The organism is Streptomyces globisporus C-1027 (genome assembly GCF_000261345.2).
Taxonomy (GTDB): domain Bacteria; phylum Actinomycetota; class Actinomycetes; order Streptomycetales; family Streptomycetaceae; genus Streptomyces; species Streptomyces pakalii.
Genome location: NZ_CP013738.1, coordinates 2,739,429 through 2,764,520, shown reverse-complemented (window position 1 = coordinate 2,764,520; position 25,092 = coordinate 2,739,429). Strand labels below are relative to the sequence as shown.

Below are 25,092 nucleotides of genomic sequence, written 5' to 3'. Positions count from 1 at the left end.
TCAGGCCCCCAGGACGCCGACCAGGATGGGCCCGGTCAGCGGCAGCAGGAAGTTGGAGAGCGTGTACGTGATCGTGTAGCCGAGAAGCGGGACGGAGCTCTGGGCCACCTGGGTGATGGAGGTGATCGCCGGGGTCGAGCACTGCTGGCCGGCGATGGCGCCGATCAGGAGCGGCTTCTCGATCTTCAGCAGCTTGGTCCCGACGATCAGCGAGATCGTCGCCGGGACCAGCACCATGGCGATGCCCGCGACCGGCAGCAGCGCCCCGTACTCCTTCAGCAGCGGCCAGGCCTGCGGGCCCGCCGCCAGCCCCGTACAGGCGATGAAGACGGCCAGGCCCATGTCCTTGAGGGTGGTCGCGGCCTGCGGCGGGAACGCCCCGAAGGTCTGGCTGCGGGAGCGGAACCAGCCGAAGACGAGCCCCGAGATGAGACAGCCGCCGCCGGTGCCGAGCGACATCGGGACGTCCCCGAGCTTGACGACGATCTGGCCGAGCAGCGAGCCCGCCACGATGCCGAAGCCGAGGTAGACGAAGTCGGTGGCGTCGTTCTTCACGACCGCGCCGAGCTTGGCGACGAGCCGGTTCAGCCCGCCCCGGGCGCCGACCAGGGTGAGGACGTCGCCCCGGGCGAGGACCGTCTCCCCGCTGGCGGGCAGATGCTGGTCGTTGCGGAGCACATCGGTGATGTACACGCCGTCCTTGCGGAACTCCGGGTGCCGCTTCTCCAGCCGGTCGATGGTCGCGCCGATCGTCTCCTTCTCGGTTACGGCGACCTGGCTGGTGGCCAGCGGGGTGTCGAGCCCCGGAACCGCTGGGGTCTCCGGGCCGATCTCCCGGCCCGCGTCGATGATCGCCGCCCGCTCCCCGACCACCTGCACCAGATCGCTGAGCGTCAGTTTCAGACCGGGGGAGGGCGTCAGCATCTTGCTGCCGCGCCTGACCCCTTCGACGGTGATCCGGCCGCCCATGGCGCTCTGGAGATCACCGACGGTCCGGCCGTCGGCCCGCGTCACCAGATACGTGCGGCCCACCATGCCGGGCAGCGCCTCGCGCTCGTCGGACTCCAGACCGGCCTGTCCGCCGCGCATCTTCTCCCACAGCTCGCGCGAGGCGTCCGCCAGATTGATGCGCAGCAGCATCGGCATGATCTGGCTGGTGAACAGCACGATGGTGATCAGGCCGAAGAGGTAGCAGACCGTGTAGGCGGTCGCCACATGCCCCTGGTACTGGGTGATCTGCTCGGAGGTCAGGTCGCTGAGCTTCCCGATCGCCTCGGTGGCCGTGCCCACCACGGCGGACTCGGTGGCCGCCCCGGCCAGGATCCCGGAGGCCGTGCCCACGTCGAGGTCGAAGGCCTTGGCGAGCCCGAAGGCGATCCCGAGGACGCAGACCAGTTCGATCAGGCAGAGCGTGAAGAAGCGCAGGCTCTTGCGGTTGAGGTTGGCGAAGAACTGCGGCCCGGCCAGGTAGCCGAGCGAGAAGATGAACAGCGCGAAGAAGACCGTCTTGACGTCGTCGTCGACGCTGACGTGCCGGGTGCCGATCAGCAGCGACACGATCAGGGTGCCGCAGATACCCCCGAGCGTGATCGGGCCGACGCGGAGCTTGCCGACGAGATAGCCGGCCGCGAGGCAGAAGAAGAGGGCCAGTTCGGGATGGTCGCGCAGGACGCCCATCCCGCCTCACTCACCGGGGCTGATGTCGGCGACCAGGGTGATCAAAAGGTGCATAAGGGAGAAATTAACAGGGGTGGTGGGCACCGGCACCTCACCCGGCCCGGGGCACCCCCGTTCACCTTTCGACGGGAGGGCCGCCCGAGACCCCCTCAGTGACGCCCCGGACATCCCTCGGCAACGGAATCGTCTTCAACTCTTGACACTCACCCCCTGGAGGCAGCAACCTTCCGGCAACGATGCATGGGAGCGCTCCCATGCGCCATTGCCGGATCCCCCGGAACAAGGAGCAGTGGAATGCGCATCACCCGCAGCGTTGCCGGTCGACGCCACAGAACCGCCCTCGTGGCCACCACGGGCCTCACGGTCACGGCCCTCCTCCTCACCGGATGCGGTGGCTCGTCCGACTCGGACAAGGGAGCCGACGCGAACGGCAACATCACCCTGACCGTCGCCGACTTCGGGCAGTTCGGTTACAAGGAGGCCGGGCTCTTCGAGAAGTACCACGAGCTGAACCCGAAGATCACGGTCAAGGAGGACACCACCGCCGAGGAGAAGAACTACTACCCCAAGCTCCTCCAGCAGCTGAACTCCGGCAGCGGTCTCGCCGACGTCCAGGGCATCGAGGTCGGCCGGATCAAGGAGATCGTCGACACCAAGGCGGACTCCTTCGCCGACCTCTCCAAGACCATCGGCGTGGACGAGTGGGTGTCCTGGAAGGCGAAGCAGGCCACCGCCCCCAGCGGCGCGGTCATCGGCGCGGGCACCGACATCGGCCCCATGTCCCTCTGCTACAACCGCGAACTCTTCGAGAAGGCCGGGCTGCCCACCGAACGCGACGAGGTGGCGAAGCTGACCGAGGGCGGCTGGGAGGCCTACCTCGCCCTCGGCGAGCAGTACAAGAAGAAGGCCCCCTCCGGCACGTACTTCATGGACTCCGCGAGCGCCATGTTCAACGCCGTGGTCAGCTCCAGCCCCGAGCAGTACTACGACGCGAACGGCAAGCCCATCTACAAGGACAGCGCCAGCGTCGAGAAGGGCTGGCAACTCGCCGCCCAGGCCGCGTCCAAGAAGCTGACGCAGGGCCTGGCCCAGTTCGAGGACCAGTGGCAGGCGGCCCTGCGCAAGAGCACGGTGGCCACCGTCGTCTGCCCCGCCTGGATGGCCGGCCAGATCTCCACGTACGCCGGTGACGCCAACAAGGGCAAGTGGGACATCACCAGCGCCCCCGGCGGTACGTCCGCCAACTGGGGCGGCTCCTTCCTCGCCGTCCCCAAGTCCGGCAAGAACGTCGACGAGGCCGCCAAGCTCGTCAAGTGGCTGACCGCCCCCGAGCAGCAGGCCGCCGTCTTCAAGGCGATCGGTGTCTTCCCGTCCAACCAGGGCGCCTACGAGCTGCCCGACGTGAAGAACGCGACCCTGCCGTACTTCAACAACGCCCCCATCGGCCAGATCTACGCCGACGGCGCGAAGTCCATCCCCGAGGCGGTCCTCGGCCCGAAGGACGGCGTGATCAAGGACTCCATCTCCACCCAGATCAACAACATGGAGCAGCGCGGCACCAGCCCCGACGACGCCTGGGACGCGGCCGTCCGGACCATCGACAAGGCCATCGGCTGACCCCGATCCGACCGTCCGGGGCGGGCGGCAGCTGACCCGCCCGCCCCGGCCCGCCCGCCCGACCCCCAGCCGCACCCAGGGAAGGACTCCCCGCCCGTGGCAACCTCGACCCCCACCCGGGATGCGTACGCGCAAGCGCCCCGCCCATCGAAGAAGGAACCGACCGACGAGCGACGGCAGGTGTGGCGCAGCCGGCTGTGGCGGTTCGACGACAAGGCGTCCCCGTACGCGTACATAGCGCCGTTCTTCCTGATCTTCGGGGCCTTCGGCCTCTACCCGCTGCTCTACACCGGCTGGATCGCCCTGCACCGGGTCTCGATGACCGGCCTGGACTCCATGGAGTGGGTGGGCTGGGAGAACTTCGACAAGATCCTGAACGACCCCGAGTTCTGGACCTCGGTCAGCAACACCTTCCTGATCGGCGTCATCTCGACCGTCCCGCAGCTCCTGATGGCCCTGGGCCTCGCCCATCTCCTCAACTACCGCCTGCGGGCCAGCACGTTCTGGCGCACGATCATCCTCACCCCGTACGCCACCTCGGTCGCCTCGGCGGCCCTCGTCTTCGCCCTGGTGTTCCGGGCGGACGGCGGACTGCTCAACTGGACGCTGGGCCTCGTCGGCTTCGACCCGGTCAACTGGGCCAACGGGCACTGGACGTCGAAGCTCGCCATCTCGATCATCGTCATCTGGCGGTGGACCGGCTACAACGCGCTGATCTACCTGGCGGCGATGCAGGCGGTCCCCAACGACCTCTACGAAGCAGCCTCGTTGGACGGGGCATCGCGCTGGCAGCAGTTCCGCAAGGTCACCATCCCCTCGCTGCGGCCGACGATCCTGTTCACCATCGTCATCTCCACCATCGGCTCCATGCAGCTCTTCGGTGAACCGCTGCTGCTGGAGGGCGGTGCGCTGGGCGCCACCGGCGGCAACGAGAACCAGTACGAGACGCTCAGCATCTACCTCTACAACTACGGCTGGAACCTCGGCCATCTCGGTCCGGCCGCCGCCGTCGCCTGGGCGATGCTCGCCCTCCTGCTGCTCATCGCCGCGGCCAACTGGATCGTCGGCCGATTCTTCCGTACGTCCGCGGTCCGACCGGGAGCGCCCTCATGACCCTGACCAGCCCCACCCCCACCGCCCCCGTGAAGCTCGCCCCGGCCCCGAAGAACGGCGGGCCGTCCCGCCCGAGCCGCTTCCGGATGGGCGCCGGGCAGCAGCTGAAAGGCGGCCCCTTCGCGTACGTCGCGCTCGCCGTCGTCGGCTTCGGATCGCTGCTGCCGCTCTACTGGACCCTGGTCGCGGCCTCCCGCACCCAGGACGAAGTCCTCGCCTCCACCCCGCCGTTCTTCCCGGGCGGAAAGCTGATCGAGAACGTCCAGACCGCCTGGGAGCAGGCGAACCTCGGCAAGGCGATCGTCAACAGCGTCATCGTCTCGTCCTCGATCACCCTCGCCACGCTCTTCTTCTGCACGCTCGCCGGCTACGCGTTCGCCAAGATGCGCTTCCGGGGCCGCGGCTGGCTGATGACCGCGGTCATCGCCACCCTCACCATCCCGCCGCAGCTCAGCGTCGTCCCGCTGTTCATGATGATGTCCGGCCTCGGCTGGGGCGGCCAGCTCGAATCGGTCATCTTCCCGACCCTGGTCAGCGCGTTCGGCGTGTTCTTCATGCGCCAGTACCTGATCGAGGCCCTGCCGTACGAGCTGATCGAAGCGGCCAAGATCGACGGAGCGAACAACTTCCGCATCGTGCGCAGCGTGGTGCTGCCGGTGGCGCGCCCCGCGATGATGGTGCTCGGGATGCTCACCTTCGTCCAGGCGTGGAACGACTTCTTCTGGCCCTACCTGGCCCTCAACCAGCAGAACCCGACCCTTCAGGTGGCCCTCGGCCAGCTCAGCGCCTCGTACACCCCCGACCAGTCCATCGTGATGGCGGGCGCGCTGATCAGCACGCTGCCGCTGCTGGTGGTGTTCGTCCTCTTCGGCAAGAAGATCGTCGGCGGCATCATGTCCGGCGCGGTCAAGGGCTGAAGCACCACCCCACCCCTCCCCACACCCCTCACTTCCCCTAGGGAGCGCTCCCGCATGACAGCCGTCCGACCCGACACGGTCCCGCAGCAGGCACCCGCCGCCCAGGCCCCCTTCCCGACCGGCTTCCTGTGGGGCGCGGCCACCGCCGCGTACCAGGTGGAGGGCGCGGCCTCCGCGCGGGGCCGCACCCCCTCCATCTGGGACACCTTCAGCCACACCCCCGGCAAGGTCGTGAACGGCGACACCGGGGACGTGGCCGCCGACCACTTCCACCGCTACCGCGACGACGTCGCCCTGATGAAGCGCCTCGGCCTCCAGGCGTACCGCTTCTCCATCTCCTGGTCCCGGGTCCAGCCCACCGGCCGGGGCCCCGCGGTCGAACGCGGCCTGGACTTCTACCGTTCGCTCGTCGACGAGCTGCTCCTCGCCGGCATCAAGCCCGTCGCGACGCTCTACCACTGGGACCTGCCGCAGGAGTTGGAGGACGCGGGCGGCTGGCCCGAGCGGGCGACCGCCGAACGGTTCGCGGACTACGCGGCGATCATGGCCCGCGCGCTCGGCGACCGGGTCTCGATGTGGACGACGCTGAACGAGCCCTGGTGCTCGGCCTTCCTCGGGTACGGCTCCGGGGTCCACGCCCCCGGCCGTACCGAACCGGCCGCCGCGCTGCGGGCCGCCCACCACCTCAACCTGGCCCACGGCCGGGCGACCGAGGCGCTGCGCGCGAACCTCCCCGCTGCCGCGCAGACCTCGGTCACCCTCAACCTCCATCAGGTGCGCCCGCTGACCGACAGCGCGGCGGACGTGGACGCGGCCCGCCGGATCGACGCGGTGGGCAACCGGATCTTCACCGGCCCGATGCTGAAGGGCGCGTACCCGGAAGACCTGCTGGCCGACACCGAACGCATCGTGAACTGGACCGAGTTGATCCACGAGGGCGACCTCGCCGCCATCGCGGCCCCGATCGACGTGCTCGGCGTCAACTACTACACGCCCACGATCGTGTCGACGCCCGCCGACGGCGCCGGGGACACCCGGAACGACGGCCACGGCAGCAGCGACCACTCCCCGTGGCCCGGCTCCGAGCACGTGGCCTTCCACCTGGCCGAGGGCAAGCCGCGTACCGCCATGAACTGGTCGGTCGACCCGAACGGTCTGCACGCCCTCCTCATGGACGTATCCCGCGAGCACCCGGACCTGCCGCTGATGGTCACCGAGAACGGGGCCGCCTTCGACGACGCCCCGGACGCGGACGGCCGGGTCCACGACCCCGAGCGGATCGCCTACCTCCACGGCCATCTGGAGGCGGTCCGCCGGGCGGTGGCCGACGGGGCCGACGTGCGGGGTTACTTCCTCTGGTCCCTGATGGACAACTTCGAGTGGGGCTACGGCTACGGGAAGCGGTTCGGCGCGGTGTACGTCGACTACGCGACCCAGCGCCGTACGCCGAAGTCCAGCGCCCACTGGTACGGCGATGTGATCGCCCGTCACGCACTGCCCCCGGAGGTCTGACCCTCCCGGGAACGGTGGGCCCGGTCGTCTCGGCGACCGGGCCCACCGGCCTTTCATCACCTCATTTGGGAGCGCTCCCAATATCCTGTCCTTACGCTCGTCGAGGTGATCGATCCAGGACTTGGATTGACGTTACGGCTGTGAGAAATTGACCGGGAACGGGGAGGCGGCCATGGCGGCAGCGCGAGTACGGAGCGGCGGGCGGCCCACGCTCGAAGAGGTGGCGGCACGGGCCGGCGTCGGCCGGGGCACCGCATCGCGGGTCATCAACGGCTCGCCCCGGGTCAGCGACGCGACCCGCGAGGCGGTCGAGGCGGCCGTGGCCGAGCTGGGCTACGTCCCCAACCGCGCCGCCCGCGCCCTGGCGGGCAACCGCACCGACGCCATCGCGCTGGTGGTGCCCGAGCCGGAGACCCGCTTCTTCGCCGAACCGTACTTCTCCGCCATAGTGCGCGGCGTCGGGGCGGCCCTGGCCGACACCGAGATGCAGCTGCTCCTCACCCTCGTCGGCAACGACCGCGAGCGCCGCCGCCTCGCCCAGTACCTCACCGCCCACCGCGTCGACGGGGTCCTCCTGGTCGCCGTGCACGCGGACGACCCGCTGCCGGAGCTGTTGGAGCAGCTGGGCATGCCGTGCGTGATCAGCGGCGCCCGGCACGCCGCCGAGCCGCTGCCCTCGGTCGACTCCGACAACTTCGAGGGCGCGCGGGCCGCCGTCGAGCACCTCGTCTCCCGGGGCCGCCGCCAGGTGGCCACGATCACCGGCCGCCTGGAGGTGTACGGGGCCCAGCGCCGCCTGGACGGCTACCGCGCGGCCGTCTCCGCCGCCGGTCTGGCCCCGGACGAGCGCCTCATCGCCCCCGCCGACTTCACCGAGGAGGGCGGCGCGGCGGCCATGCGGGACCTCCTGGCCCGCCGCCCCGGCCTGGACGCGGTCTTCGTCGCCTCCGACGTGATGGCCGCCGGCGCCCGCCAGGTCCTGCGCGAGGCGGACCGCCGCATCCCCGACGACGTGGCCCTGGTCGGCTTCGACGACTCGGTCGTCGCCCGCCACATGCACCCGCCCCTCACCAGCGTCCGCCAGCCCATAGAGGAGATGGGCCGCCGCATGGCCCAGCTCCTCCTGGACGAGATCGCGGGCCGCACCCCGGGCGACGAGCGCCCTTCGGTGGTGCTGCCGACGGAGCTGGTGGTCCGCGACTCGTCGTGACGGGCGTGGTGGCCCTGGTGCGGACGGTGTACTCGGGGCGGCGCGTCATGTGAACCGCCGCCCCGAGCGGGGGGAAAAACCGGAAGGGCCCCGGTCCAAAGACCGGGGCCCTTCCTTCAGGGTGAGTAACGGGACTTGAACCCGCGACATCCTGGACCACAACCAGGTGCTCTGCCAGCTGAGCTATACCCACCATGTCGCCCGGTCGTTTCCGACCGGCCGAGAAAAAGTGTACAGGGTCCGGGAGGGTGCTCGCGCCCCCGTTTCCCGGGGCCGGTCCGCGGGTGCTCTCACGCCCGTGACCAGCGGGTTCCTACGGTGTGGCCGGGGTCACCAGGCGCGCCGCGATCTCCTTGGCGCGCTCCGAGTCCGGGCCGGGCTGCGGGACGAAGACCGCCTCCCGGTAGTAGCGGAGCTCCGTGATGGAGTCACGGATGTCCGCCAGCGCCCGGTGGTTGCCGTTCTTGTCCGGGCTGTTGAAGTACGCCCGGGGGAACCAGCGCCGGGCCAGCTCCTTGACCGAGGACACGTCCACGATCCGGTAGTGCAGGTAGCTCTCCAGATCCCGCATGTCCCGCGCCAGGAAGCCGCGGTCGGTACCGACCGAGTTTCCGCAGAGCGGGGCCTTGCCGGGCTCCTTCACATGCTCGCGGACGTAGGCCAGGACCTGCTCCTCGGCGTCCGCCAGGGTGGTGCCCCCGGCCAGCTCGTCGAGGAGGCCCGAGGCGGTGTGCATCTGCCGCACCACCTCGGGCATGGTCTCCAGGGCTGCGTCCGGCGGGCGGATCACGATGTCCACCCCTTCGCCGAGCACGTTCAGCTCCGAGTCGGTGACCAGGGCGGCCACCTCGATGAGTGCGTCGTCCGTCAACGAGAGCCCGGTCATCTCGCAGTCGATCCACACCATGCGGTCGTTCATGGGCCCCACCCTACGGGGCACTCCGCTGTCCCGGCAGGGCCGGGCGTCCGGGAACGAACGCGTCGGGGCCGGGCAGGGAGTGCTCCCCGGGACCCGTCGCGGCCGCCATGGCGACCGGTGCGGAGGACAACGGGGAGCCTCGGCGTCCGGACGGCGGCCCCTGGCTGGGCACCATCGTCTCGACCACCGTCGCGGCGCTCTCCGCCACCCCCTGCGGACGACGGGCCCGGTAGGCGGCCCGGTACGCGGCGGGGGAGGAGCCGAGCTGGCGGCGGAAGTGCCCGCGCAGCGCGACCGGGGAGCGGAAGCCGCAGCGGCCCGCGACCTCGTCGACCGAGTAGTCGGAGGTCTCCAGCAGCCGCTGCGCCTGCAGCACCCGCTGGGTGATCAGCCACTGCAGCGGTGCGCTGCCCGTGAGCGAACGGAACCTGCGGTCGAAGGTCCGCCTGCTCATGTAGGCGCGCGCCGCGAGCGTCTCCACGTCGAACTGCTCGTGCAGATGCTCCAGGGCCCAGGCCACGACCTCGGCGAGCGGGTCGGACCCGATCTCCTCCGGTAAAGACCTGTCCAGGTAGCGCTCCTGCCCGCCGCTGCGCCGCGGCGGCACGACGAGCCGGCGGGCGAGTGCCCCGGCGGCCTCCGTGCCGTGGTCGGTGCGGACTATGTGGAGGCAGAGATCGATACCCGCCGCCGTACCGGCGGAGGTGAGCACATCGCCGTCGTCCACGAACAGCTCGCGCGGATCGACGTGCACCGACGGATAGCGCTTGGCCAGCGTCGGCGCGTACATCCAGTGTGTGGTGGCCGGCCGGCCGTCCAGCAGGCCGGCGGCCGCGAGCACGAAGGCTCCCGTGCACAGACCGACGATGCGGGCGCCCTCCTCGTGGGCGCGCCGCAGCGCGTCCAGTGCCTCGGCGGGCGGCGGCGAGGTGATCGACCGCCAGGCGGGCACCACCACGGTGCCGGCCCTGCTGATCGCCTCCAGGCCGTACGGCGCGGTGAGTTCGAGCCCACCGGTGGTGCGCAGCGGTCCTTCCTCGCCCCCGCAGACCAGCAGGCGGTAGCGGGGAACTCCCGCGTCCTGCCGGTCGATTCCGAAAACGGAGAGCGGGATGGAGCTCTCGAAGATCGGGCCGCCGCTGAACAGCAGCACGGCAACGACTTCCCGGCGTCGCCGCCCGGTCAGCTTGCGTGCGGCCTCCGTCGCGGTGGCGGAGTCCTGGCTCATGACGCTAAGCCCCCCTCGGTGTTCGCGTCTCCCTGGTCCTTACGGGCCTGCCGCTCCTGCACGTTTCCCCTCGGTTTCGCACGGTTCCCCAGCCCCCGATTTTTCAAGATCGAATCTACTGCGTCGCGTGGTCCCGCCGTGACACCTTCCCCCACCAGCTCAATGTCGATAAGGAAACGTGGCGTGAAGCGTTCGATCACGAAGCGTTCCACCTGCGAAGCGCACAGGGAAGTGCCCTTCGCCAACGTGGCCCGTCCGCGTCGGGTGAAAGCGTACCGCGCGGTCCGTTCCTGCCTGGTGGGCGGTGGGTTGTCCGGCCATCCCGCGAAGGAGTCAGCCCTCGGATGAAGTTGGCTGAAAACCATCGGTTGTGTGTGCTGCATCCAGTCACGCCGGGCGCACAACCGCCCTGAGGCGGCCGCGCCGGTGCGCTCCCTCGCGGCCGTGCGCACCTGGCGTGCTCGGGTCAGAGGGTGCGGTCACGGCGGGCGTCGAGGCGCGGATCCGGCCGAGGCCCCGAAGGGCCGCATCACCGGCTGATGTGCCGGGGAACACGCGAACGACGGGTTTCGCATGGCGTTCGGAGGCGTGGCCAACAGCGACCGGGTGCGCCCTCCGTCGCCACCTCTCGCGGGCCGTCGAGGACCCTCGCGAAAAACAGGACGCCCGATGGTGTTCGCCCCCTCGAAGGCGCGTGTACGACACAACCGGCATTGCCATACCGGACGGGCTCGTGCATGCTCCCTCCAGCGTCACGCACGCTTTTGCGGGGGTCTGGGCGATGGAGGAATGACGCCGTACCCTTGGGGGTATGGGGTTGGGAAGATGATTCCCGGACAGAGCTTCACCGCCAGCTGACGCACCCGATGCACATCGAAACCGTTCCCTCCTCACGAGGACTCTCTTCGCCGAGACACCGATGGCCGGTCACGAAATCCCTGAACCCAAGGACCGCAAGCCGCTAGCCGACCCCGGGTCGGAGCCGCGCACGGTCGAAGAAGCGCGCCATGCGTGCGATCCCGCCTTCCGGCACGGAGTCGTGGTCGGTTTCGACGGCTCCACATCCAGCGAGCGGGCCCTCGCCTACGCCATCGGCATGGCCGGCCGCTCGGGCTCCGGCCTGATCATCGTCCATGTCGCCAACCGGCTGCCGACCACGGTCTGGGCGGGCTGCGAGCCCCCCGTCTTCGTCGACGTCCCCGACCACCGCACCGAGGTCCTCGGCCTGGAGCTGGCCTGCGCCGACTATCTCTCCGAGGTGCCCTGGGTGCTGGTCGAGCGCGGCGGCGACATCTGCCACGAGCTGGAGGAGGTCGGCCGGGAGTATGCCGCCGACGCCATCGTCGTCGGCTCCACGCACGGCATCGTCGGCCGGATCTTCGGGTCCGTGGCCGGCCGTCTCGCCCGCCGCGCGCAACGCCCGGTCATCGTCATCCCCTGAGGGTCCGCATCCTCTGAGGGTTCGCATCCTCTGAGAGGCCGCATCACCTGAGGGACCGCCAGAAGGCCTTGCAGTGCAACGCGTTGGGCCCCGTACCGCTTCATCGCGGTACGGGGCCCAACGTCTTCGCGGGGTCGGCTACTCGACCGTGACGGACTTCGCCAGGTTGCGCGGCTTGTCGATGTCCCGGCCCATCGCGAGGGCCGTGTGGTACGCGAACAGCTGGAGCGGGATGCCCATGAGGATCGGGTCCAGCTCGTTCTCGTTCTTCGGCACGACGATGGTGTGGTCGGCCTTCTCCTGCACCTGGTGGGCCACGGCGAGGATGCGGCCGCTGCGGGCCTTGATCTCCTCCATCGCGGCGCGGTTCTTCTCCAGCAGGTCGTCGTCCGGCACGATCGCCACGGTCGGCATCGCGGGCTCGATCAGCGCGAGGGGGCCGTGCTTCAGCTCGGAGGCCGGGTAGGCCTCGGCGTGGATGTACGAGACCTCCTTCAGCTTCAGCGAGGCCTCACGGGCCACCGGATAGCCGCGCACCCGGCCGATGAACATCATCGACTTGGCGTCCGCGTACTCCGCCGCGAGACGCTTGATCTCGTCCTCGTTCGCCAGGATCTCGCTGATCTGCTCCGGCAGCCGGCGGAGCCCGTCGATGATCCGCTTGCCGTCCGCGACCGAGAGGTCACGGATCCGGCCCAGGTGCAGCGCGAGCAGCGCGAAGGCGACCACCGTGTTGGTGAAGCACTTGGTGGAGACGACGCAGACCTCCGGGCCCGCGTGGACGTACGTACCGCCGTCGGCCTCCCGGGCGATCGCGGAGCCGACCACGTTGACCACGCCGAGGACGCGGGCGCCCTTGCGCTTCAGCTCCTGGACGGCGGCGAGCACGTCGTACGTCTCGCCCGACTGGGAGACCGCGACGTACAGGGTGTCGGGGTCCACGACCGGGTTGCGGTAGCGGAACTCGGAGGCCGGCTCGGCGTCGGCGGGGATCCGGGCCAGCTCCTCGATCAGCTGGGCGCCGATCTGGCCCGCGTGGTACGAGGTGCCGCAGCCGAGGATCTTGATCCGGCGCACCCCGCGCGCCTCGCGGGCGTCCAGGTTGAGCCCGCCCAGGTGCACGGTGGAGAACCGGTCGTCGATCCGGCCGCGCAGGACCCGGTCCACGGCGTCGGCCTGCTCGGAGATCTCCTTGTGCATGTACGTGTCGTGGCCGCCCATGTCGTACGACTCGGCCTCCCACTCCACGGTGGTCGGCGTGGCCGTCGTGGTCGAGCCCTCCGTGGTGTACGTACGGAAGTCGTCGGCCTTCAGCGTGGCCATCTCGCCGTCGTCGAGCGTGACGACCTGGCGGGTGTGGGCGACCAGGGCGGCGACGTCGGAGGCGACGAACATCTCCTTCTCGCCGATGCCGAGGACGACCGGCGAGCCGTTGCGGGCGACCACGATGCGTTCGTTGAAGTCGGCGTGCAGCACGGCGATGCCGTACGTGCCCTCGACGTGGCGCAGCGCCTCGCGGACCTTCTCCTCCAGGGTGTCGGCCTGGGCGCGGGCGATCAGGTGGGTCAGCACCTCGGTGTCGGTCTCCGAGAGGAAGACGACGCCGTCGGCGGTGAGCCGGGTGCGCAGCTCGGAGGCGTTGTCGATGATCCCGTTGTGGACGACGGCGACCTTGTTCTCCGCGTCCAGGTGCGGGTGGGCGTTCTCGTCGCTCGGGGCGCCGTGGGTGGCCCAGCGGGTGTGGGCGATGCCGGTGGTGCCCGCGAACCGCTTGGGGACCTTGGCCTCCAGCTCACGGACCCGGCCCTTGGCCTTGACCATCTTCAGCGTGCCGGGCCTGCCCGCCGCCGCCTTGCCGGTGATGACGATGCCCGCGGAGTCGTAGCCCCGGTACTCCAGCCGTTGCAGGCCCTCCAGCAGCAGCGGAGCGACGTCACGCTTCCCGATGTATCCGACGATCCCGCACATGAATTCTCTGCCCCTCCATCGACGTACACGTACACACGCGGTGCGGCGCCCCGCGCACGGGCGCCCGGCCCGCTCAGCCGTAGACGATGCGGCGCAGCTGGCGGAGCGAGAGCTCCGGCGGCGCCACGGCGCGGTGCGGCAGCTCGGCCGCGATCCGCTCGAAGATCTCCGTGTTGACCAGGCCGCCGGACTGCAGTTCGCGGTGGCGGCGCCGGACGAAGTCGTCGGTGCTCTCGTCGAAGTACGCCAGCACGTCGAGGATCACCCGGGCCGCCTCGCCGCGCTGGAGCGCGGTGGAGCGTACGAGGTGATCGATGAGGTCGTCGTGCGACGAGCGGCGTTCAAGCACCCGTCGATATTGCGTGCCGGGGCGCGCTTATGCAAGAAATCTGCCCGATATCGGGCAGCGGGTGTGGGGAACGTCGCCCGATCGCGTCACATGCTGCGCAGAACGGCCTGCTTCGCGGTGCTGAACTCCTCGTCGGTGAGGACCCCGGCCCGGTGCAGCTCGCCCAGCTCCCGCAGCCGCCGCAGCAGCGCGTCGTGATCGCCCGCGGGCGCTGCGGCGGGCTCGGCCGCCTTGGTCAGGGACGGGGACGCCTGTGGGGCGTCCAGGGCCGCGCGGGGCCCGGGCAGCCGCATCAGGACCGCCGCCGCGACCAGGACCGCGGTGTGCTCCTTCTTGGACATCCCCCACAGGTCCAGGGCGTACGGGTCGTACTTCGGCGGCGCCGAGACCGGCCCCTCCACCGGCTCGAAGCGCAGATAGCCGTTCTCCAGGCCGATCGAGGGAAGCCACCGCACCGCCGCGATCCGCGACAGCGGGAGGGTGGACGCGCCCCCGGCGGTCTTGGACTCCTCGGCCTTCCAGTTCCAGGTCAGCCGGATGGTCTCGCCGTCGAAGGACGCCGTGCCGTCGCCGCCCCCGCCGGAGACCGGCAGCGCGGGTCCCGGCAGCAGGAAGCGGTCCACCGGGGTGTCCGGCACCTGCTCGATCAGCAGCGCGTTGCGGACCTCGTCGACGAAGTACTCCGCGACCCCCGTCCGGTCCTTCTCCACGGTCAGCACATAGGGGTCGGCGCCGTCCTTGAGCCGCCCGTCGGCGGCCCGCAGCACCGGGCAGGCGCCCCCGCGCAGCCGCAGCCGCAGCCGGCCGCCCTTGCGGTCCGGTTCGAACGAGACGCCCGCCACCGCCTCCAGCGGGACGGCGATCTCACCCAGCTCCTGCCGGACCGGATGCGCCTTTCCGCCCGGCACGATGCGCACGGTGTCCCCGTCGAACGTCCACGTTCCGTCCCGCTGGATGATTTCTGCCATGGCCCCGATTCTGCCAGCCGGCCGCCCCGGAAAAAGGGTGAGCGCCCGAGGGACCGTCCTCGGGCGCTCACCGTCCGGGGGCCGCCGCGCCGCGGCGGCCGGGCTCAGAACCCGGCGATCGGGTTCTTCAGGCGGCCCACCAACTGCAGCGCGCCCGCGGGGTCGTTGAGGTCGACCATCTGCTGGTTGTTCCGCAGCTGGAGGCGGTTGAGGCAGGAGAGCGCGAACTCCGGCTCGAACAGGTCGTACTGACGGAACTTCACCGCGAGGTACGGCACCGACTCCTGGTAGTCGCGCACACGGGCGGCGACCGTCCGCCAGAAGGTCTCCTCGTCGAGGAGGCCCTCGGTGGCCAGGCCCGCGCCGAGGAAGCGGAAGAAGCAGTCGAAGACGTCGGTGAAGACCGACAGCAGCTTCATGTCCTCGGGCACCTCGGCCCGGATCCGGTCGACCTGCGGCGGCAGCACCGCCTCCGGGTCCATCACCGCGATCTCCTCGGCGATGTCCTTGAAGATCGTGCGGGTGACGACCCCGTCCTCCACGACCAGGATCACGTTCTCGCCGTGCGGCATGTAGACCAGGTCGTAGGCGTAGAAGCTGTGCAGCACCGGCACCAGATAGGCGTCCAGGTAGTGCCACAGCCACACCTGCGGGTCCAGGCCCGACTCGGCGATGAGCACCCCGGCCACCGAGGCGCCCTCGTGGTCGGTGTGGAGCAGCGAGGCCATCGTCGCCACCCGCTCGCCCGGCTGGAGGCCCGGGACCGGGCTCTCGCGCCACAGGGCGGCGAGCATCTTCCGGTACGGGGAGCCCTTCGCGGTGGCCGCCTCGTACGAGCGGTGGTGGTAGCCGATCGCGGCCCGCTCCCGGATGATCGAGAACCGGGCCCCGCGCAGCAGGTCGTCGCGCTCGATCAGACCGGCCAGCCAGTCGTTGATCGCGGGCGTGGCCTCCATGTAGGCGGCCGAAAGCCCGCGCATGAAGCCCATGTTGAGGACCGAGAGCGCCGTCTTGACGTAGTGCTTCTCGGGGTGGTCGGTGTTGAAGAAGGTGCGGATCGACTGCTGGGCGAGATAGCCGTCCTCGCCCTCCCCGAGCACCACCAGGTGGCGCTCGGCCAGCTCTCCGGCGAAGGTGACCGCGAGCTTGTTCCACCACTGCCAGGGGTGGACGGGCAGCAGGAAGTAGTCGTCCGGGTCCAGGCCGAGACCGCGCAGCGCGCCGTCGAACCGCTCCCGGGCCGCCTCGCTCAGCTCGTCCTTGATCAGCGCGTCGTAGTCGAGCCCGGCGCCCGCGGTGAAGGTGGCCCGCTCCCGGCGGGCGGCCAGCCACACCAGCCGGATCGGGGACGCCGCCTCGGGGGCGTACGCCCGGTACTCGTCCACGCCGAAGCCGAGCCGCCCGTTGTTGGCGACGAAGCAGGGGTGGCCCTCGGTCATCCCGGTCTCGACGGCCTGGAAACCGGCGGCGACGAGCTGGCCGGAGGTGGCCGGTTCCTTGGTGAGTTTGTAGGCGGTTCCGGCCAGCGTGGAGGAGATCTCCTCCAGGTAGACCGGCAGGATCTCCTCGGAGATCCTCAGAGTGTGCCGCAGCTCGATGAAGAACTCCACAGCGTCCAGCGGGAGTTCGGAGCCGTGCCGGTGCCGGGTGATGGTCTCGGCCTCGACCTGCCAGTGGTCCAGGGCGAAGAGGCGCGCGGTGAAGCGGTACTCGGTGGACGCGTCGTCGCTACGGACGGTGAAGCGGTCATCGCCGAGCGGCGTGGGGGCCAGCAGCCGCTCATGGCTGAATTCCGCCAGTGCTTTGCGGACCAGCAGTCGGTTTGCGGTGGCCCAGCGCCCCGGGGAGAGGTGGGCGACGCTGTCGGTGAGGGCGGTCGTCATCGGTCGTTACCTCCGGTTGCTGCTTCGAACTGCTCACGGGTGCAGGCGCTGAGCAGAGCGTCCTTCTCCGGTTTGGCGATCTCGCGGAGCACCTCGAACCCGACGGCCTTGTTGAGGGCCTGGACGGCGCTGTTGGTCACGTCGGGCTCGACGACGACCCGGTGCACCGACGGGTCGGCGAAGAGGAAGGCCATCACGGCGGTGATCACGGCCCGGGTGAAGCCGTGCACCGGGGTGTCGGTGGGGGCGACCAGGAAGTGCATCCCGGCATCGCCGGGCTCCGCCTCGTACAGGCCCTTCAGCTCGACCTCGGTGGGGTCGTACCGCTCGATCAGGAAGGCGGGTTCGCCGTCGTGCAGCCCGATGAACGCCTCGTGGTGCGGGTGGGCGGCGATGGACCGGTACTCCCGCTCCACGTCGGCGAGCGAGGCGTCGCCCATCAGCCAGAACGCGGCCTTGGGGTGGGTCACCCAGCCGTGCACCAGCTCGGCGTCGACGGCGGGGTCCAGCGGCCGGACGGTGAACGTTCCGATGGCTGCGGAGTGCTGTTTGTCGGGGCGGGTCATACGGCGAACTCCTGGAAGGCGATGCACTTCTCGACCGGGTAGACCTCACGGCCGAGCAGCTCGCCGATGATGTACGCGTTGCGGTAGGCGCCCATGCCGAGGTCGGGCGAGGTGATCGAGTGGGTGTGCACCGAGGCGTTCTGCAGGAAGACCCCGCGCCCGGTGGTGTCGATGCTGTAGTTGCGGGCCACGTCGAAGCGGCCCCGGCTGTCGTGGCGCAGCCGCCCGGCTATGGGGGCGAGGAAGGCGGGAGCCTCGTACCGGTAGCCGGTGGCGAGGATCAGGCCCTCGGTGGTGAGCTCGTAGTCCTTGCCCTGCTCCTCCTGGCGCAGGCCCAGGCTGTACGCGCCGCCCTCCTCGTCGTAACGCGCGCTGACGAGGGCGGAGTTGGTGAGCAGTCTGGTCGGCACGGGGCCCGGCAGGTTCTTCCGGTAGAGCAGGTCGAAGATCGCGTCGATCAGCTCTCCGTCGATGCCCTTGAACAGCCCCTTCTGGCCGGTCTCCAGCCGGTAGCGGGTCTCCTCGGGCAGCGCGTGGAAGTAGTCGATGTACTCCGGGGAGGTCATCTCCAGCGTCAGCTTGGTGTACTCCAGCGGGAAGAACCGCGGGGAGCGCGTGACCCAGTTCAGCCGGTAGCCGTAGGTGTCGATCTCGGAGAGCAGGTCGTAGTAGATCTCCGCCGCGCTCTGCCCACTGCCGACCAGAGTGATCGACTTCTTCTTCTGGAGCTCGGCTTTCCCGTCCAGGTAGCGGGAGTTGTGGAGGAAGTCCCCGCCGAGCCCCTGGCACGCCTCGGGGATGTGCGGCGGCGTGCCGGTGCCGAGGACGAGGTGGCGCGAACGGAACTCCTCGCCGGACACGGTGCGCACGGTGTAGAGCTCGGTGCCCTCGTCGTACGTCACCGTCGCCACGGTCTCGTCGAACCGGATGCTGCTCAGTTTCCCGGCGGCCCAGCGGCAGTAGTCGTTGTACTCGGTCCGCAGCGGGTAGAAGTTCTCCCGGATGTAGAACGAGTAGAGCCGGCCGCGCTCTTTCAGGTAGTTGAGGAAGGAGTACGGCGAGGTCGGGTCGGCCATGGTGACCAGGTCCGACATGAACGGCGTCTGGAGATGGGCCCCTTCGAGGAACATCCCGGCGTGCCACTCGAAGTCCGGCTTGGACTCCAGGAAGACACCGTTCAGTTCGTCGATCGGCTCGGTGAGGCAGGCGAGACCGAGGTTGAACGGGCCGAGGCCGATCCCGATGAAGTCATGGGGGTCAGGAAGCGCGGTCAAGGGAGTCTCCCAGGTACTTCTCGGCGTGGCCGGAGATCAGGTCGAGGACGGTGGCGATGTCGTGCTCGGTCGTTTCGGGGTTGAGCAGGGTGAACTTCAGGTACTGGCGGTCGCCCACCTTCGTGCCCGCGACGATCGCCTCGCCGGAGGCGAACAGCGCCTTGCGGGCGTGGAGGTTGGCCCGGTCGATCTCGTCCGGGGAGGTGACCCCGGCCGGGATGTAGCGGAAGACGAGCGTGGAGAGCTGCGGCTGGACCACCACGTCGAAGCGCGGGTCGGCGGCGAGCAGCTTCCAGCCCTCGGCGGCCAGGTCGCAGACCTCGTCGAACAGCTCGCCGATGCCGTCGGCGCCCATGACGCGGAGCGTCATCCACAGCTTGAGCGCGTCGAAGCGGCGGGTCGTCTGGAGGGACTTGTCGACCTGGTTGGGTATCCGCTCCTCGGCCATCCGGCGCGGGTTCAGATACTCCGCGTGGTAGGTGGCGTGGCGCAGGGTCGCCCGGTCACGGACCAGGACGGCCGACGAACTCACGGGCTGGAAGAAGGACTTGTGGTAGTCCACTGTCACCGAGTCGGCGTGCTCGATGCCTTCGAGCAGCCCGCGCCGCTCGCGGGAGGCCAGCAGCCCGCAGCCGTACGCGGCGTCCACGTGCATCCAGGTGGCGAACTGGTCGCAGAGCGCGGCGATCTCGGGCAGCGGGTCGATGGACCCGAAGTCCGTGGTGCCGGCGGTCGCCACGACGGCCATCGGGACGGCCCCTTCGGCCACGCACTGCTCCAGCGCGTGGGCGAGCGCCACGGTCTGCATGCGCTTGTTGCGGTCCACGGGGACGGAGACGACGGCGTCCGGGCCGAGGCCGAGCAGTCTGGCGGACTTCTGCACGCTGAAGTGGCTGCACTCGGAGGTGAAGATCCGCAGCCGGGTGAAGTGCTCCGGCCGGGTCTTCGCCTCCTCCCGCGCCAGCAGCAGCGCCTGGAGGTTGGACTGCGTACCGCCACTGGTGAAGATCCCGTCGGCGGCCGGGCCGAGCCCGATCCGCTCGGTGGTCCAGTCGATCAGCCGGCGCTCGATGAGCGTGCCGCCCGCGCTCTGGTCCCAGGTGTCCAGGGAGGAGTTGATCGCGGAGAGCACGGCCTCGCCGAGCACCGCGGGTATGACGACCGGGCAGTTGAGGTGGCCCAGGTAGCGGGGGTGGTGGAAGTAGACGGCGTCGCGGAGGTAGACCTCGCCGAGTTCGTCGAGGGCGGCGGCGGCGTCGCCCAGCGGCCGGTCGAGGTCGATCGCGTCGACGACGGGGGAGAGCTCGTCGACACCGACCCCGCTGAAGGGGCGCTCGGTGGCGGCGAGGGTGGCCGCGACCCGTTCCACGCCTGCGGAGACGGTGCTCCGATAGTGCTCCGCAGTCGTGTTGTTGAGCAGGTGCGAACGCATGAAGGGGTCCTCCCGGGTGAGGGGAACTTCATCGCGTCCCTCCGGGCAGGAAGAGGGTGCGAGGGCGCGATCTCGAAGTAAGGCGAGCCTAACCTAAATCGGAAGCCTTCATTCCCCTCGCCCCGGGTGGGTGCGGCGGTTGTCCGCTTTCCTTCCCCTATCGGATCACTTGCTGTCCCTGCTCAGGTTTGAGGTGCTCCGGGGTGCCCGATCCGGCGGCCGACGCCTCTGAACGCGCTCCCTCGCCCGCTCCTCGCTCGGTCCGCGCGTCCAGTACGTGGTGGAAGTCACCCGCTCCGCTGCGAACCCGCGCTCCCGGACCAGGTGGTGGCGCAGCGCCCGCACCCGGGACGCCTCGCCGGCGATCCAGGCGTACGGTGTGCCCGCGGGCAGCTCGGCGGCACGGACTGCCTCCGCGCCGCAGGCGGCCCCCTCGTTCCGGACGAGCCAGCGGATCCGGGCTTTCGCCGCGGTGTTCAGTGCCTGCCGGTCCTCGGTGCACGGGACTTCCAGCCAGACCCGGGCCTGCAGCCCCGCGGGCAGCCACTCCAGGACGGCGGCCGCGGCGGGCAGGGCGGCCTCGTCGGCCCGGATCAGCACCCAGTCGGTGTCGGCCGGCGGCCGGAAGCGTACGGCGGTGTTGTCCGCCACGGCGGGGCCCGCCACCGTGAGCCGGTCGCCGGGGGCCGCCGCCCGCGCCCAGCGGGATGCGGGGCCGCCGTCACCGTGCAGCACGAAGTCGACGTCGACCTCGGTGGAGCCGTCGGGCCGCAGCCGCTCGGCCCGTACGGCGTACGAGCGCAGCACCGCCCGTTCGTCCTCGGGCAGCGCCCGCCACCGCTCGTGCCAGGTCCCGCCCCCGGCCGCCGGGACCACGGCTTCGCGCTGCCCCGGGCGGGGGAGGAGGAGGGACAGGCTCTGGTCGCGGCCGCCACCCCGGAAGCCCTCGGACCCCGGTCCGCCGAGCGTGATCCGGAGGATGGACGGGCCGAGCCGCCTGGTCCGCACCACGGTCAGATCGAAGAGCTGGAACGGGGCGACTTCGGGGGCGGCGGCGGTCGTCGACGTCAACGGGAGCTCCTCCGGGACGGGCCGCAGCGGCGGGCGGGCGGGCCCGGGCTCCAGCGGGGGCGATCCGAAGGAAGGTTAGCCTACCCTTGCTTGAAAGGGGTGTGGTGCGACACTCCCGGAAGCCGCCGACTCACACCCCGAACTCCGCCCGGCAGGCGTCGAGCCCCTCCACGGTGACGTCCACGCCCCGGTGCGCCTCCCATCGCGCCCGGTCCAGGCGCAGCCGCCGCAGCGTGACCGGGGCCCCGCGCACCACATCCGTGTCCAGGCCGTCGTCCGCATACCCGAGCCGCCGCGAGACCCCGAGCGAACGGAGGTTGTCGGTCATGGCCGCCGAAACGGCGTACCGCGCACCGAGCCCGGCGAACGCGAGATGCAGGGCGGCGGCGCGCATCTCCGTACCGAGGCCCTGCCCTTGGTGCGCGAGCCCGAGCCACGACCCGGTCTCGACCTGCCGCCGCACCCCGAAGTCCCGGCCCATGAGGTCCTGCCGTCCGACGACCTCGCCCTCGTGGAGCACGGCCAGGCTCAGCGTCCAGTCCCGTACGGTCCAGCCGGCGACGGTCCCGAGCACATGCTGGAACACCGCGCGCGCCACCTCGCCGGGCTTCCCGTCGGTCCACGCCACGCTGAACGGCATCCGGTCCGGATCGTGCACCCCGCGGGCCGCCACCGAGGCCAGTTCATCGAGGAGTTCGGGCCCGGGCAGGCGCAGTTCGAGGCGCGGGGTGCGGAGGCGGAGCCCGTAGAGCGGCCAATGTCGGAGGTCCATGAACGGACTCTGCCGGACGGGCCGGAGAGGTGTCGACCGCAATTCCCGGCAGCGGGCGGTGCGCCGTCGACCGGCCGATGCCCGCTGGGGCCGTCATCCGCTGCCCGCCGTACGCCGAAAGGCGGCGGGGGCACGGCCCGCCGGTGTTCCCGGCGACCGCACCCCCGCTGCCGTGCGCCCGATCAGGAACCGAGCCGGGCGGGCTGCTCCACCCCGCCCGGTGCACCGCTCCTGTCCGGCTCGGCCCCGTGGCCGCCGACCGGGATGCCGCCCGCCCGCGCCCGCCGGGTGCGGAGGCCGAACGCGCTGACGGCGGCGGCGATCAGGGCGGCGGCCAGCGGCACCACCAGGGCCGCCCGGTACCCGTCGAGGAGGGCGGCCGGAGACGTCCCGTCCGTCGCGCCGATGGTGACGGCGGTCACGGCGGACAGCCCCAGCGCGGCACCGAACTGGAAGGACGTGTAGAGCAGTCCGCCGGCCACCCCCTGCTCCTCCTCGGCGATGCCGCCCGTGGCCACGATGGTCAGCGGCCCGTAGACCAGGGAGAAGGCCACGCCCAGCAGGAGCAGGCCCGGGAACATCGCCGCGTACGTCCAGTCCGCGGGGAGCGGCAGGAACAGGGCGTACGAGAGCGACGCGACGAGCAGCCCGCCGAAGATGACCCGGGCGTTGCCGAACCGGGCGACCAGCTTCGGGGTCAGGAGCGGCGAGAGCACCGCGTCCACGCGATCGTCGCCCGCTTCGTGACGGGGATCGCCGCGGCCTTCATGACGCCGGCCGGTCTCATGAAGCCGCCGTAGCCGAGGACGTACGCGCTCATCACAGCCCCGCCACATTGGCGCGCACCAGCGACCCGCTGCGGAAGACGCCCAGGCGCACCAGCGGCGAGGACGAGGAGCGCTCGATGAGGACGAAGGAGAGGAAGAGGAGCAGCGCCGCGCCGACCGTGCGATCGACTGGCGGTGGGTGTTCTTCGCGCCGGTCATCCTCTCGCTGGGCATCCTGCTCGCCGCGCTCGCGCTCATCCCCGCCTCGCCCCGCCCGGACCGCACCGGGCAGGGCGTCGACCTGGCCGGAGCGGTCACCGCTCCGACGCCCGCAACAACATCGGCTCCACCCCGGACGGCCAGGGCAAGCTGGGCGCGCTGGACCTGAGCGACAACTCCCTCTCCCGCGAGAAGCTGGCGGCGGCGGGCGCGGCCCCGGGCGCGAAGCTGCCACTGGGCGACACCGGGGTCACGTTCACCTGGCCGAAGACGCGGCAGGCGGAGCCGGACAACTGGATCCCGCACGGCCAGCGCGTCGACCTCACGGCCCGGAACGGCAAGGGCGTCAAGGCGACCGGCATCTCCTTCCTGGGCCTGGCGACGAACGGCCCGTCGCAGGGTCTGGCGACGGTGGAGTACGAGGACGGCTCGACGCAGAACGTGGCGGTGCAGTTCACGGACTGGACCCCCGGCGCCAACTACCTCTACGGGAACGTCCCGTTGGTGGTCACCGAGGGCCGCAACAAGGTGAACGGCACGTCGGACACGACGCGCACGGTGGTCTTCGGCACGGTCCCGCAGGTCCTGGACGGCAAGAAGCGTGTGACGTCGGTGACCCTGCCCCAGGGAACGGACCGGGGCATCATGCACGTCTTCGACGTGGCTCTGACGACCGACCCGGACCTGGAAGCGCCGGGCGTGACCCCGGAGCGCATCGTCCTCACCCCGACGGAGACGCCCGCCACGTACCAGGCGGTGACGTGGCGGACGGGCAGCGGGACGACGAACGGCGAGGCGCAGTACCGCGAGAAGGACTCCACCTCGGCCTGGCGCAAGGCGAAGGCGGTGACGAACGAGGAGCTGCTGAGCAGCGGGGTCCCGACGCGCACGCACTCGGCGGTGATGGACCGGCTGAAGCCGGGAACGGCGTACGAGTACCGGGTGGGCACGGGCACCAAGCTGAGCGGAACGTACGTGTTCACCTCCGCCGGGAGGCCGGGCGATGAGTTCACGTTCCTCTACTTCGGCGACGCGCAGAACGACCTCAAGGCGAAGTGGGCCCCGGTCGTCGAACGCGCCTACCAGCGTTTCCCGAAGGCGGTCGGCAGCGTCAACGCGGGCGACCTGGTCGACTCGGGCGGCAACGCGGGCCAGTGGGACGAGTGGTTCGGCGCGATGAACGGCCGCAGTCAGACGACGAACGTGATCGCGGCTCCCGGCAACCACGAGTACAACGCGGACCTGTTCCTGAAGACGTGGAAGTCCACGTTCGCGTACCCGGCCAACGGTCCCACGGCCGTACCGGCCAAGGACGACACCCCGGCGGAACGCCAACGGGCCGCGTACGAAACCCACATGGCGAAGTCCCTGGCGGAGACGGCGTACTACACGGACTACCAGAACGTCCGCTTCATCAGCCTCAACGCGAGCACGCACGACGCCCGCGAGCTGATGACCCCGCCGGACCTGCCGCCGTGCTCGCAGGACTGCCCGGACCCGCAGAAGCTGTGGCTGGACCTCCAGGCGCGCTGGCGGGACCACATCCTGGCGGACAACCCCAACAAGTGGTCGGTGGCCACCTTCCACCAGCCGGTCTTCTCGGCGGCGGCCGGCCGCGACGAGAAGCCGGTCCGCGACGCGTGGCTGCCGGTCTTCCAGCGCAACGACATCGACCTGGTCCTGATGGGCCACGACCACGTGTACGCCCGCGGCTACGTGAACGCGGACGCGACGGACACGCCGGGCGTGACGACGGGCCCGGTCTACGCGGTCGCGATGGCGGGCCCGAAGTACTACGAGCTGTCCCCGGCCGACGACAACGTCTGGACCCGCAACGGCGCGACGCAGGTGGCCCGCGCGGCCCACACGTCGACGTTCCAGGGGATCACGGTCTCCAAGGACACGATCCGCTACGAGGCGGTCATCGGGGCGAAGTGGGACGACAGGTCGACGACGGACAAGGAGGTGGGGGAGACCCTGGACGCGTTCACGATCACGAAGAACGACGACGGCGTGACGTACGTGACGGAGGGCGGGGTGGCGGTGCCGGGGGCCCGGTAGCGCCCTGAGCGAGAGCCGAAGGGTGTCCACGTGTCGACTGTTCGGATCAGCATGTGGACACCCGGTGGAAGGGGCCGGTGCCGCTGGTCGGCCACTCCTGCGGTGGTGCGGTCATCACCGAGGCGGGC

General features: G+C 70.5%; 19 protein-coding genes, 1 tRNA gene and 1 pseudogene. 7 read left to right on the top strand and 14 right to left on the bottom strand.

Annotation, left to right across the window (positions count from 1 at the left end):
- Positions 1 to 1,677, bottom strand: a complete 1,677-nt coding sequence (aspT, locus tag WQO_RS11860; protein WP_010062824.1) for an aspartate-alanine antiporter — start codon at positions 1,675 to 1,677, stop codon at positions 1 to 3.
- Positions 1,678 to 1,971: 294 nt separating this feature from the next.
- Here aspT and WQO_RS11855 point away from each other — a divergent pair, with 294 nt between their 5' ends.
- The 5 genes from WQO_RS11855 to WQO_RS11835 all read left to right on the top strand — a co-directional run bounded on the left by WQO_RS11855 (position 1,972) and on the right by WQO_RS11835 (position 8,046).
- Positions 1,972 to 3,294, top strand: a complete 1,323-nt coding sequence (locus WQO_RS11855) for an ABC transporter substrate-binding protein (RefSeq protein ID WP_010062825.1) — start codon at positions 1,972 to 1,974, stop codon at positions 3,292 to 3,294.
- Between the two features lie 96 nt (positions 3,295 to 3,390).
- Positions 3,391 to 4,407 (top strand): carbohydrate ABC transporter permease, encoded by a 1,017-nt coding sequence (locus tag WQO_RS11850; RefSeq protein ID WP_029182520.1) that lies wholly within the window; start codon positions 3,391 to 3,393, stop codon positions 4,405 to 4,407.
- Positions 4,404 to 5,324 (top strand): carbohydrate ABC transporter permease, encoded by a 921-nt coding sequence (locus WQO_RS11845; RefSeq protein WP_010062827.1) that lies wholly within the window; start codon positions 4,404 to 4,406, stop codon positions 5,322 to 5,324. Before WQO_RS11850 ends, WQO_RS11845 begins: the two co-directional genes overlap by 4 nt.
- 54 nt (positions 5,325 to 5,378) lie before the next feature.
- Positions 5,379 to 6,836 carry a GH1 family beta-glucosidase gene (locus WQO_RS11840; protein WP_010062828.1) on the top strand — a complete coding sequence of 486 codons (1,458 nt, stop codon included), beginning with the start codon at positions 5,379 to 5,381 and terminating at the stop codon, positions 6,834 to 6,836.
- Between the two features lie 172 nt (positions 6,837 to 7,008).
- Positions 7,009 to 8,046, top strand: coding sequence for a LacI family DNA-binding transcriptional regulator (locus WQO_RS11835; RefSeq protein ID WP_029182521.1), 1,038 nt, complete (start codon positions 7,009 to 7,011; stop codon positions 8,044 to 8,046).
- A 120-nt stretch (positions 8,047 to 8,166) separates the two neighbouring features.
- Here the strand turns inward: WQO_RS11835 and WQO_RS11830 are convergent.
- The 3 genes from WQO_RS11830 to WQO_RS11820 form a co-directional block, all read right to left on the bottom strand.
- A tRNA-His gene (locus tag WQO_RS11830) sits at positions 8,167 to 8,239 on the bottom strand.
- Between the two features lie 120 nt (positions 8,240 to 8,359).
- Positions 8,360 to 8,965, bottom strand: a complete 606-nt coding sequence (orn, locus tag WQO_RS11825; protein WP_010062830.1) for an oligoribonuclease — start codon at positions 8,963 to 8,965, stop codon at positions 8,360 to 8,362.
- 10 nt (positions 8,966 to 8,975) lie between these two features.
- Entirely contained in the window at positions 8,976 to 10,193 is a 1,218-nt protein-coding gene (locus tag WQO_RS11820) for a helix-turn-helix domain-containing protein (RefSeq protein ID WP_010062831.1), read from the bottom strand.
- Between the two features lie 919 nt (positions 10,194 to 11,112).
- Between WQO_RS11820 and WQO_RS11815 the strand changes: the two genes are divergently transcribed.
- Complete coding sequence (locus tag WQO_RS11815; RefSeq protein WP_010062832.1) at positions 11,113 to 11,634, top strand: universal stress protein; 522 nt, start codon at positions 11,113 to 11,115, stop codon at positions 11,632 to 11,634.
- Between the two features lie 138 nt (positions 11,635 to 11,772).
- Here the strand turns inward: WQO_RS11815 and glmS are convergent, their stop codons facing one another.
- The 10 genes and pseudogenes from glmS to WQO_RS11765 all read right to left on the bottom strand — a co-directional run.
- Positions 11,773 to 13,602, bottom strand: coding sequence for a glutamine--fructose-6-phosphate transaminase (isomerizing) (glmS, locus tag WQO_RS11810; RefSeq protein ID WP_010062834.1), 1,830 nt, complete (start codon positions 13,600 to 13,602; stop codon positions 11,773 to 11,775).
- Positions 13,603 to 13,675: 73 nt separating this feature from the next.
- Positions 13,676 to 13,951, bottom strand: coding sequence for a hypothetical protein (locus WQO_RS11805; protein WP_003968990.1), 276 nt, complete (start codon positions 13,949 to 13,951; stop codon positions 13,676 to 13,678).
- Between the two features lie 86 nt (positions 13,952 to 14,037).
- Positions 14,038 to 14,919: a DUF4429 domain-containing protein gene (locus tag WQO_RS11800; protein WP_010062835.1), complete on the bottom strand. Its 882-nt coding sequence runs from the start codon at positions 14,917 to 14,919 to the stop codon at positions 14,038 to 14,040.
- Between the two features lie 104 nt (positions 14,920 to 15,023).
- A complete protein-coding gene (locus tag WQO_RS11795) occupies positions 15,024 to 16,802 on the bottom strand; it encodes an IucA/IucC family protein (protein ID WP_010062836.1) in 1,779 nt (592 codons plus the stop codon).
- Positions 16,799 to 17,368 carry a GNAT family N-acetyltransferase gene (locus WQO_RS11790; protein WP_010062838.1) on the bottom strand — a complete coding sequence of 190 codons (570 nt, stop codon included), beginning with the start codon at positions 17,366 to 17,368 and terminating at the stop codon, positions 16,799 to 16,801. The genes WQO_RS11795 and WQO_RS11790 overlap by 4 nt, the downstream gene beginning before the upstream one ends.
- Entirely contained in the window at positions 17,365 to 18,642 is a 1,278-nt protein-coding gene (locus WQO_RS11785; RefSeq protein WP_010062839.1) for a lysine N(6)-hydroxylase/L-ornithine N(5)-oxygenase family protein, read from the bottom strand. The genes WQO_RS11790 and WQO_RS11785 overlap by 4 nt, the downstream gene beginning before the upstream one ends.
- Positions 18,626 to 20,074, bottom strand: a complete 1,449-nt coding sequence (locus WQO_RS11780; RefSeq protein WP_010062840.1) for a pyridoxal phosphate-dependent decarboxylase family protein — start codon at positions 20,072 to 20,074, stop codon at positions 18,626 to 18,628. Before WQO_RS11780 ends, WQO_RS11785 begins: the two co-directional genes overlap by 17 nt.
- Positions 20,075 to 20,239: 165 nt before the next feature.
- A complete protein-coding gene (locus WQO_RS11775; RefSeq protein WP_058953956.1) occupies positions 20,240 to 21,145 on the bottom strand; it encodes a siderophore-interacting protein in 906 nt (301 codons plus the stop codon).
- 130 nt (positions 21,146 to 21,275) lie between these two features.
- Positions 21,276 to 21,917, bottom strand: coding sequence for a GNAT family N-acetyltransferase (locus WQO_RS11770; protein WP_010062843.1), 642 nt, complete (start codon positions 21,915 to 21,917; stop codon positions 21,276 to 21,278).
- Positions 21,918 to 22,102: 185 nt separating this feature from the next.
- Positions 22,103 to 22,859: pseudogene (locus tag WQO_RS11765) on the bottom strand (MFS transporter); the annotation flags it as partial.
- A 20-nt stretch (positions 22,860 to 22,879) separates the two neighbouring features.
- Here WQO_RS11765 and WQO_RS11760 point away from each other — a divergent pair.
- Positions 22,880 to 24,964 carry a purple acid phosphatase family protein gene (locus tag WQO_RS11760; RefSeq protein ID WP_010062845.1) on the top strand — a complete coding sequence of 695 codons (2,085 nt, stop codon included), beginning with the start codon at positions 22,880 to 22,882 and terminating at the stop codon, positions 24,962 to 24,964.
- The last annotated feature ends 128 nt before the right edge of the window (positions 24,965 to 25,092 follow it).

Excerpts from the sequence above, each read along its gene's own strand:
- WQO_RS11835 (WP_029182521.1), top strand. The coding sequence starts at position 7,009 with ATGGCGGCAGCGCGAGTACGGAGCGGCGGGCGGCCCACGCTCGAAGAG.
- glmS (WP_010062834.1), bottom strand. The coding sequence starts at position 13,602 with ATGTGCGGGATCGTCGGATACATCGGGAAGCGTGACGTCGCTCCGCTG.
- aspT (WP_010062824.1), bottom strand. The coding sequence starts at position 1,677 with ATGGGCGTCCTGCGCGACCATCCCGAACTGGCCCTCTTCTTCTGCCTC.
- WQO_RS11790 (WP_010062838.1), bottom strand. The coding sequence starts at position 17,368 with ATGACCCGCCCCGACAAACAGCACTCCGCAGCCATCGGAACGTTCACC.
- WQO_RS11855 (WP_010062825.1), top strand. The coding sequence starts at position 1,972 with ATGCGCATCACCCGCAGCGTTGCCGGTCGACGCCACAGAACCGCCCTC.
- WQO_RS11780 (WP_010062840.1), bottom strand. The coding sequence starts at position 20,074 with ATGCGTTCGCACCTGCTCAACAACACGACTGCGGAGCACTATCGGAGC.
- orn (WP_010062830.1), bottom strand. The coding sequence starts at position 8,965 with ATGAACGACCGCATGGTGTGGATCGACTGCGAGATGACCGGGCTCTCG.
- WQO_RS11840 (WP_010062828.1), top strand. The coding sequence starts at position 5,379 with ATGACAGCCGTCCGACCCGACACGGTCCCGCAGCAGGCACCCGCCGCC.
- WQO_RS11795 (WP_010062836.1), bottom strand. The coding sequence starts at position 16,802 with ATGACGACCGCCCTCACCGACAGCGTCGCCCACCTCTCCCCGGGGCGC.
- WQO_RS11815 (WP_010062832.1), top strand. The coding sequence starts at position 11,113 with ATGGCCGGTCACGAAATCCCTGAACCCAAGGACCGCAAGCCGCTAGCC.
- WQO_RS11800 (WP_010062835.1), bottom strand. The coding sequence starts at position 14,919 with ATGGCAGAAATCATCCAGCGGGACGGAACGTGGACGTTCGACGGGGAC.
- WQO_RS11845 (WP_010062827.1), top strand. The coding sequence starts at position 4,404 with ATGACCCTGACCAGCCCCACCCCCACCGCCCCCGTGAAGCTCGCCCCG.
- WQO_RS11820 (WP_010062831.1), bottom strand. The coding sequence starts at position 10,193 with ATGAGCCAGGACTCCGCCACCGCGACGGAGGCCGCACGCAAGCTGACC.
- WQO_RS11770 (WP_010062843.1), bottom strand. The coding sequence starts at position 21,917 with ATGGACCTCCGACATTGGCCGCTCTACGGGCTCCGCCTCCGCACCCCG.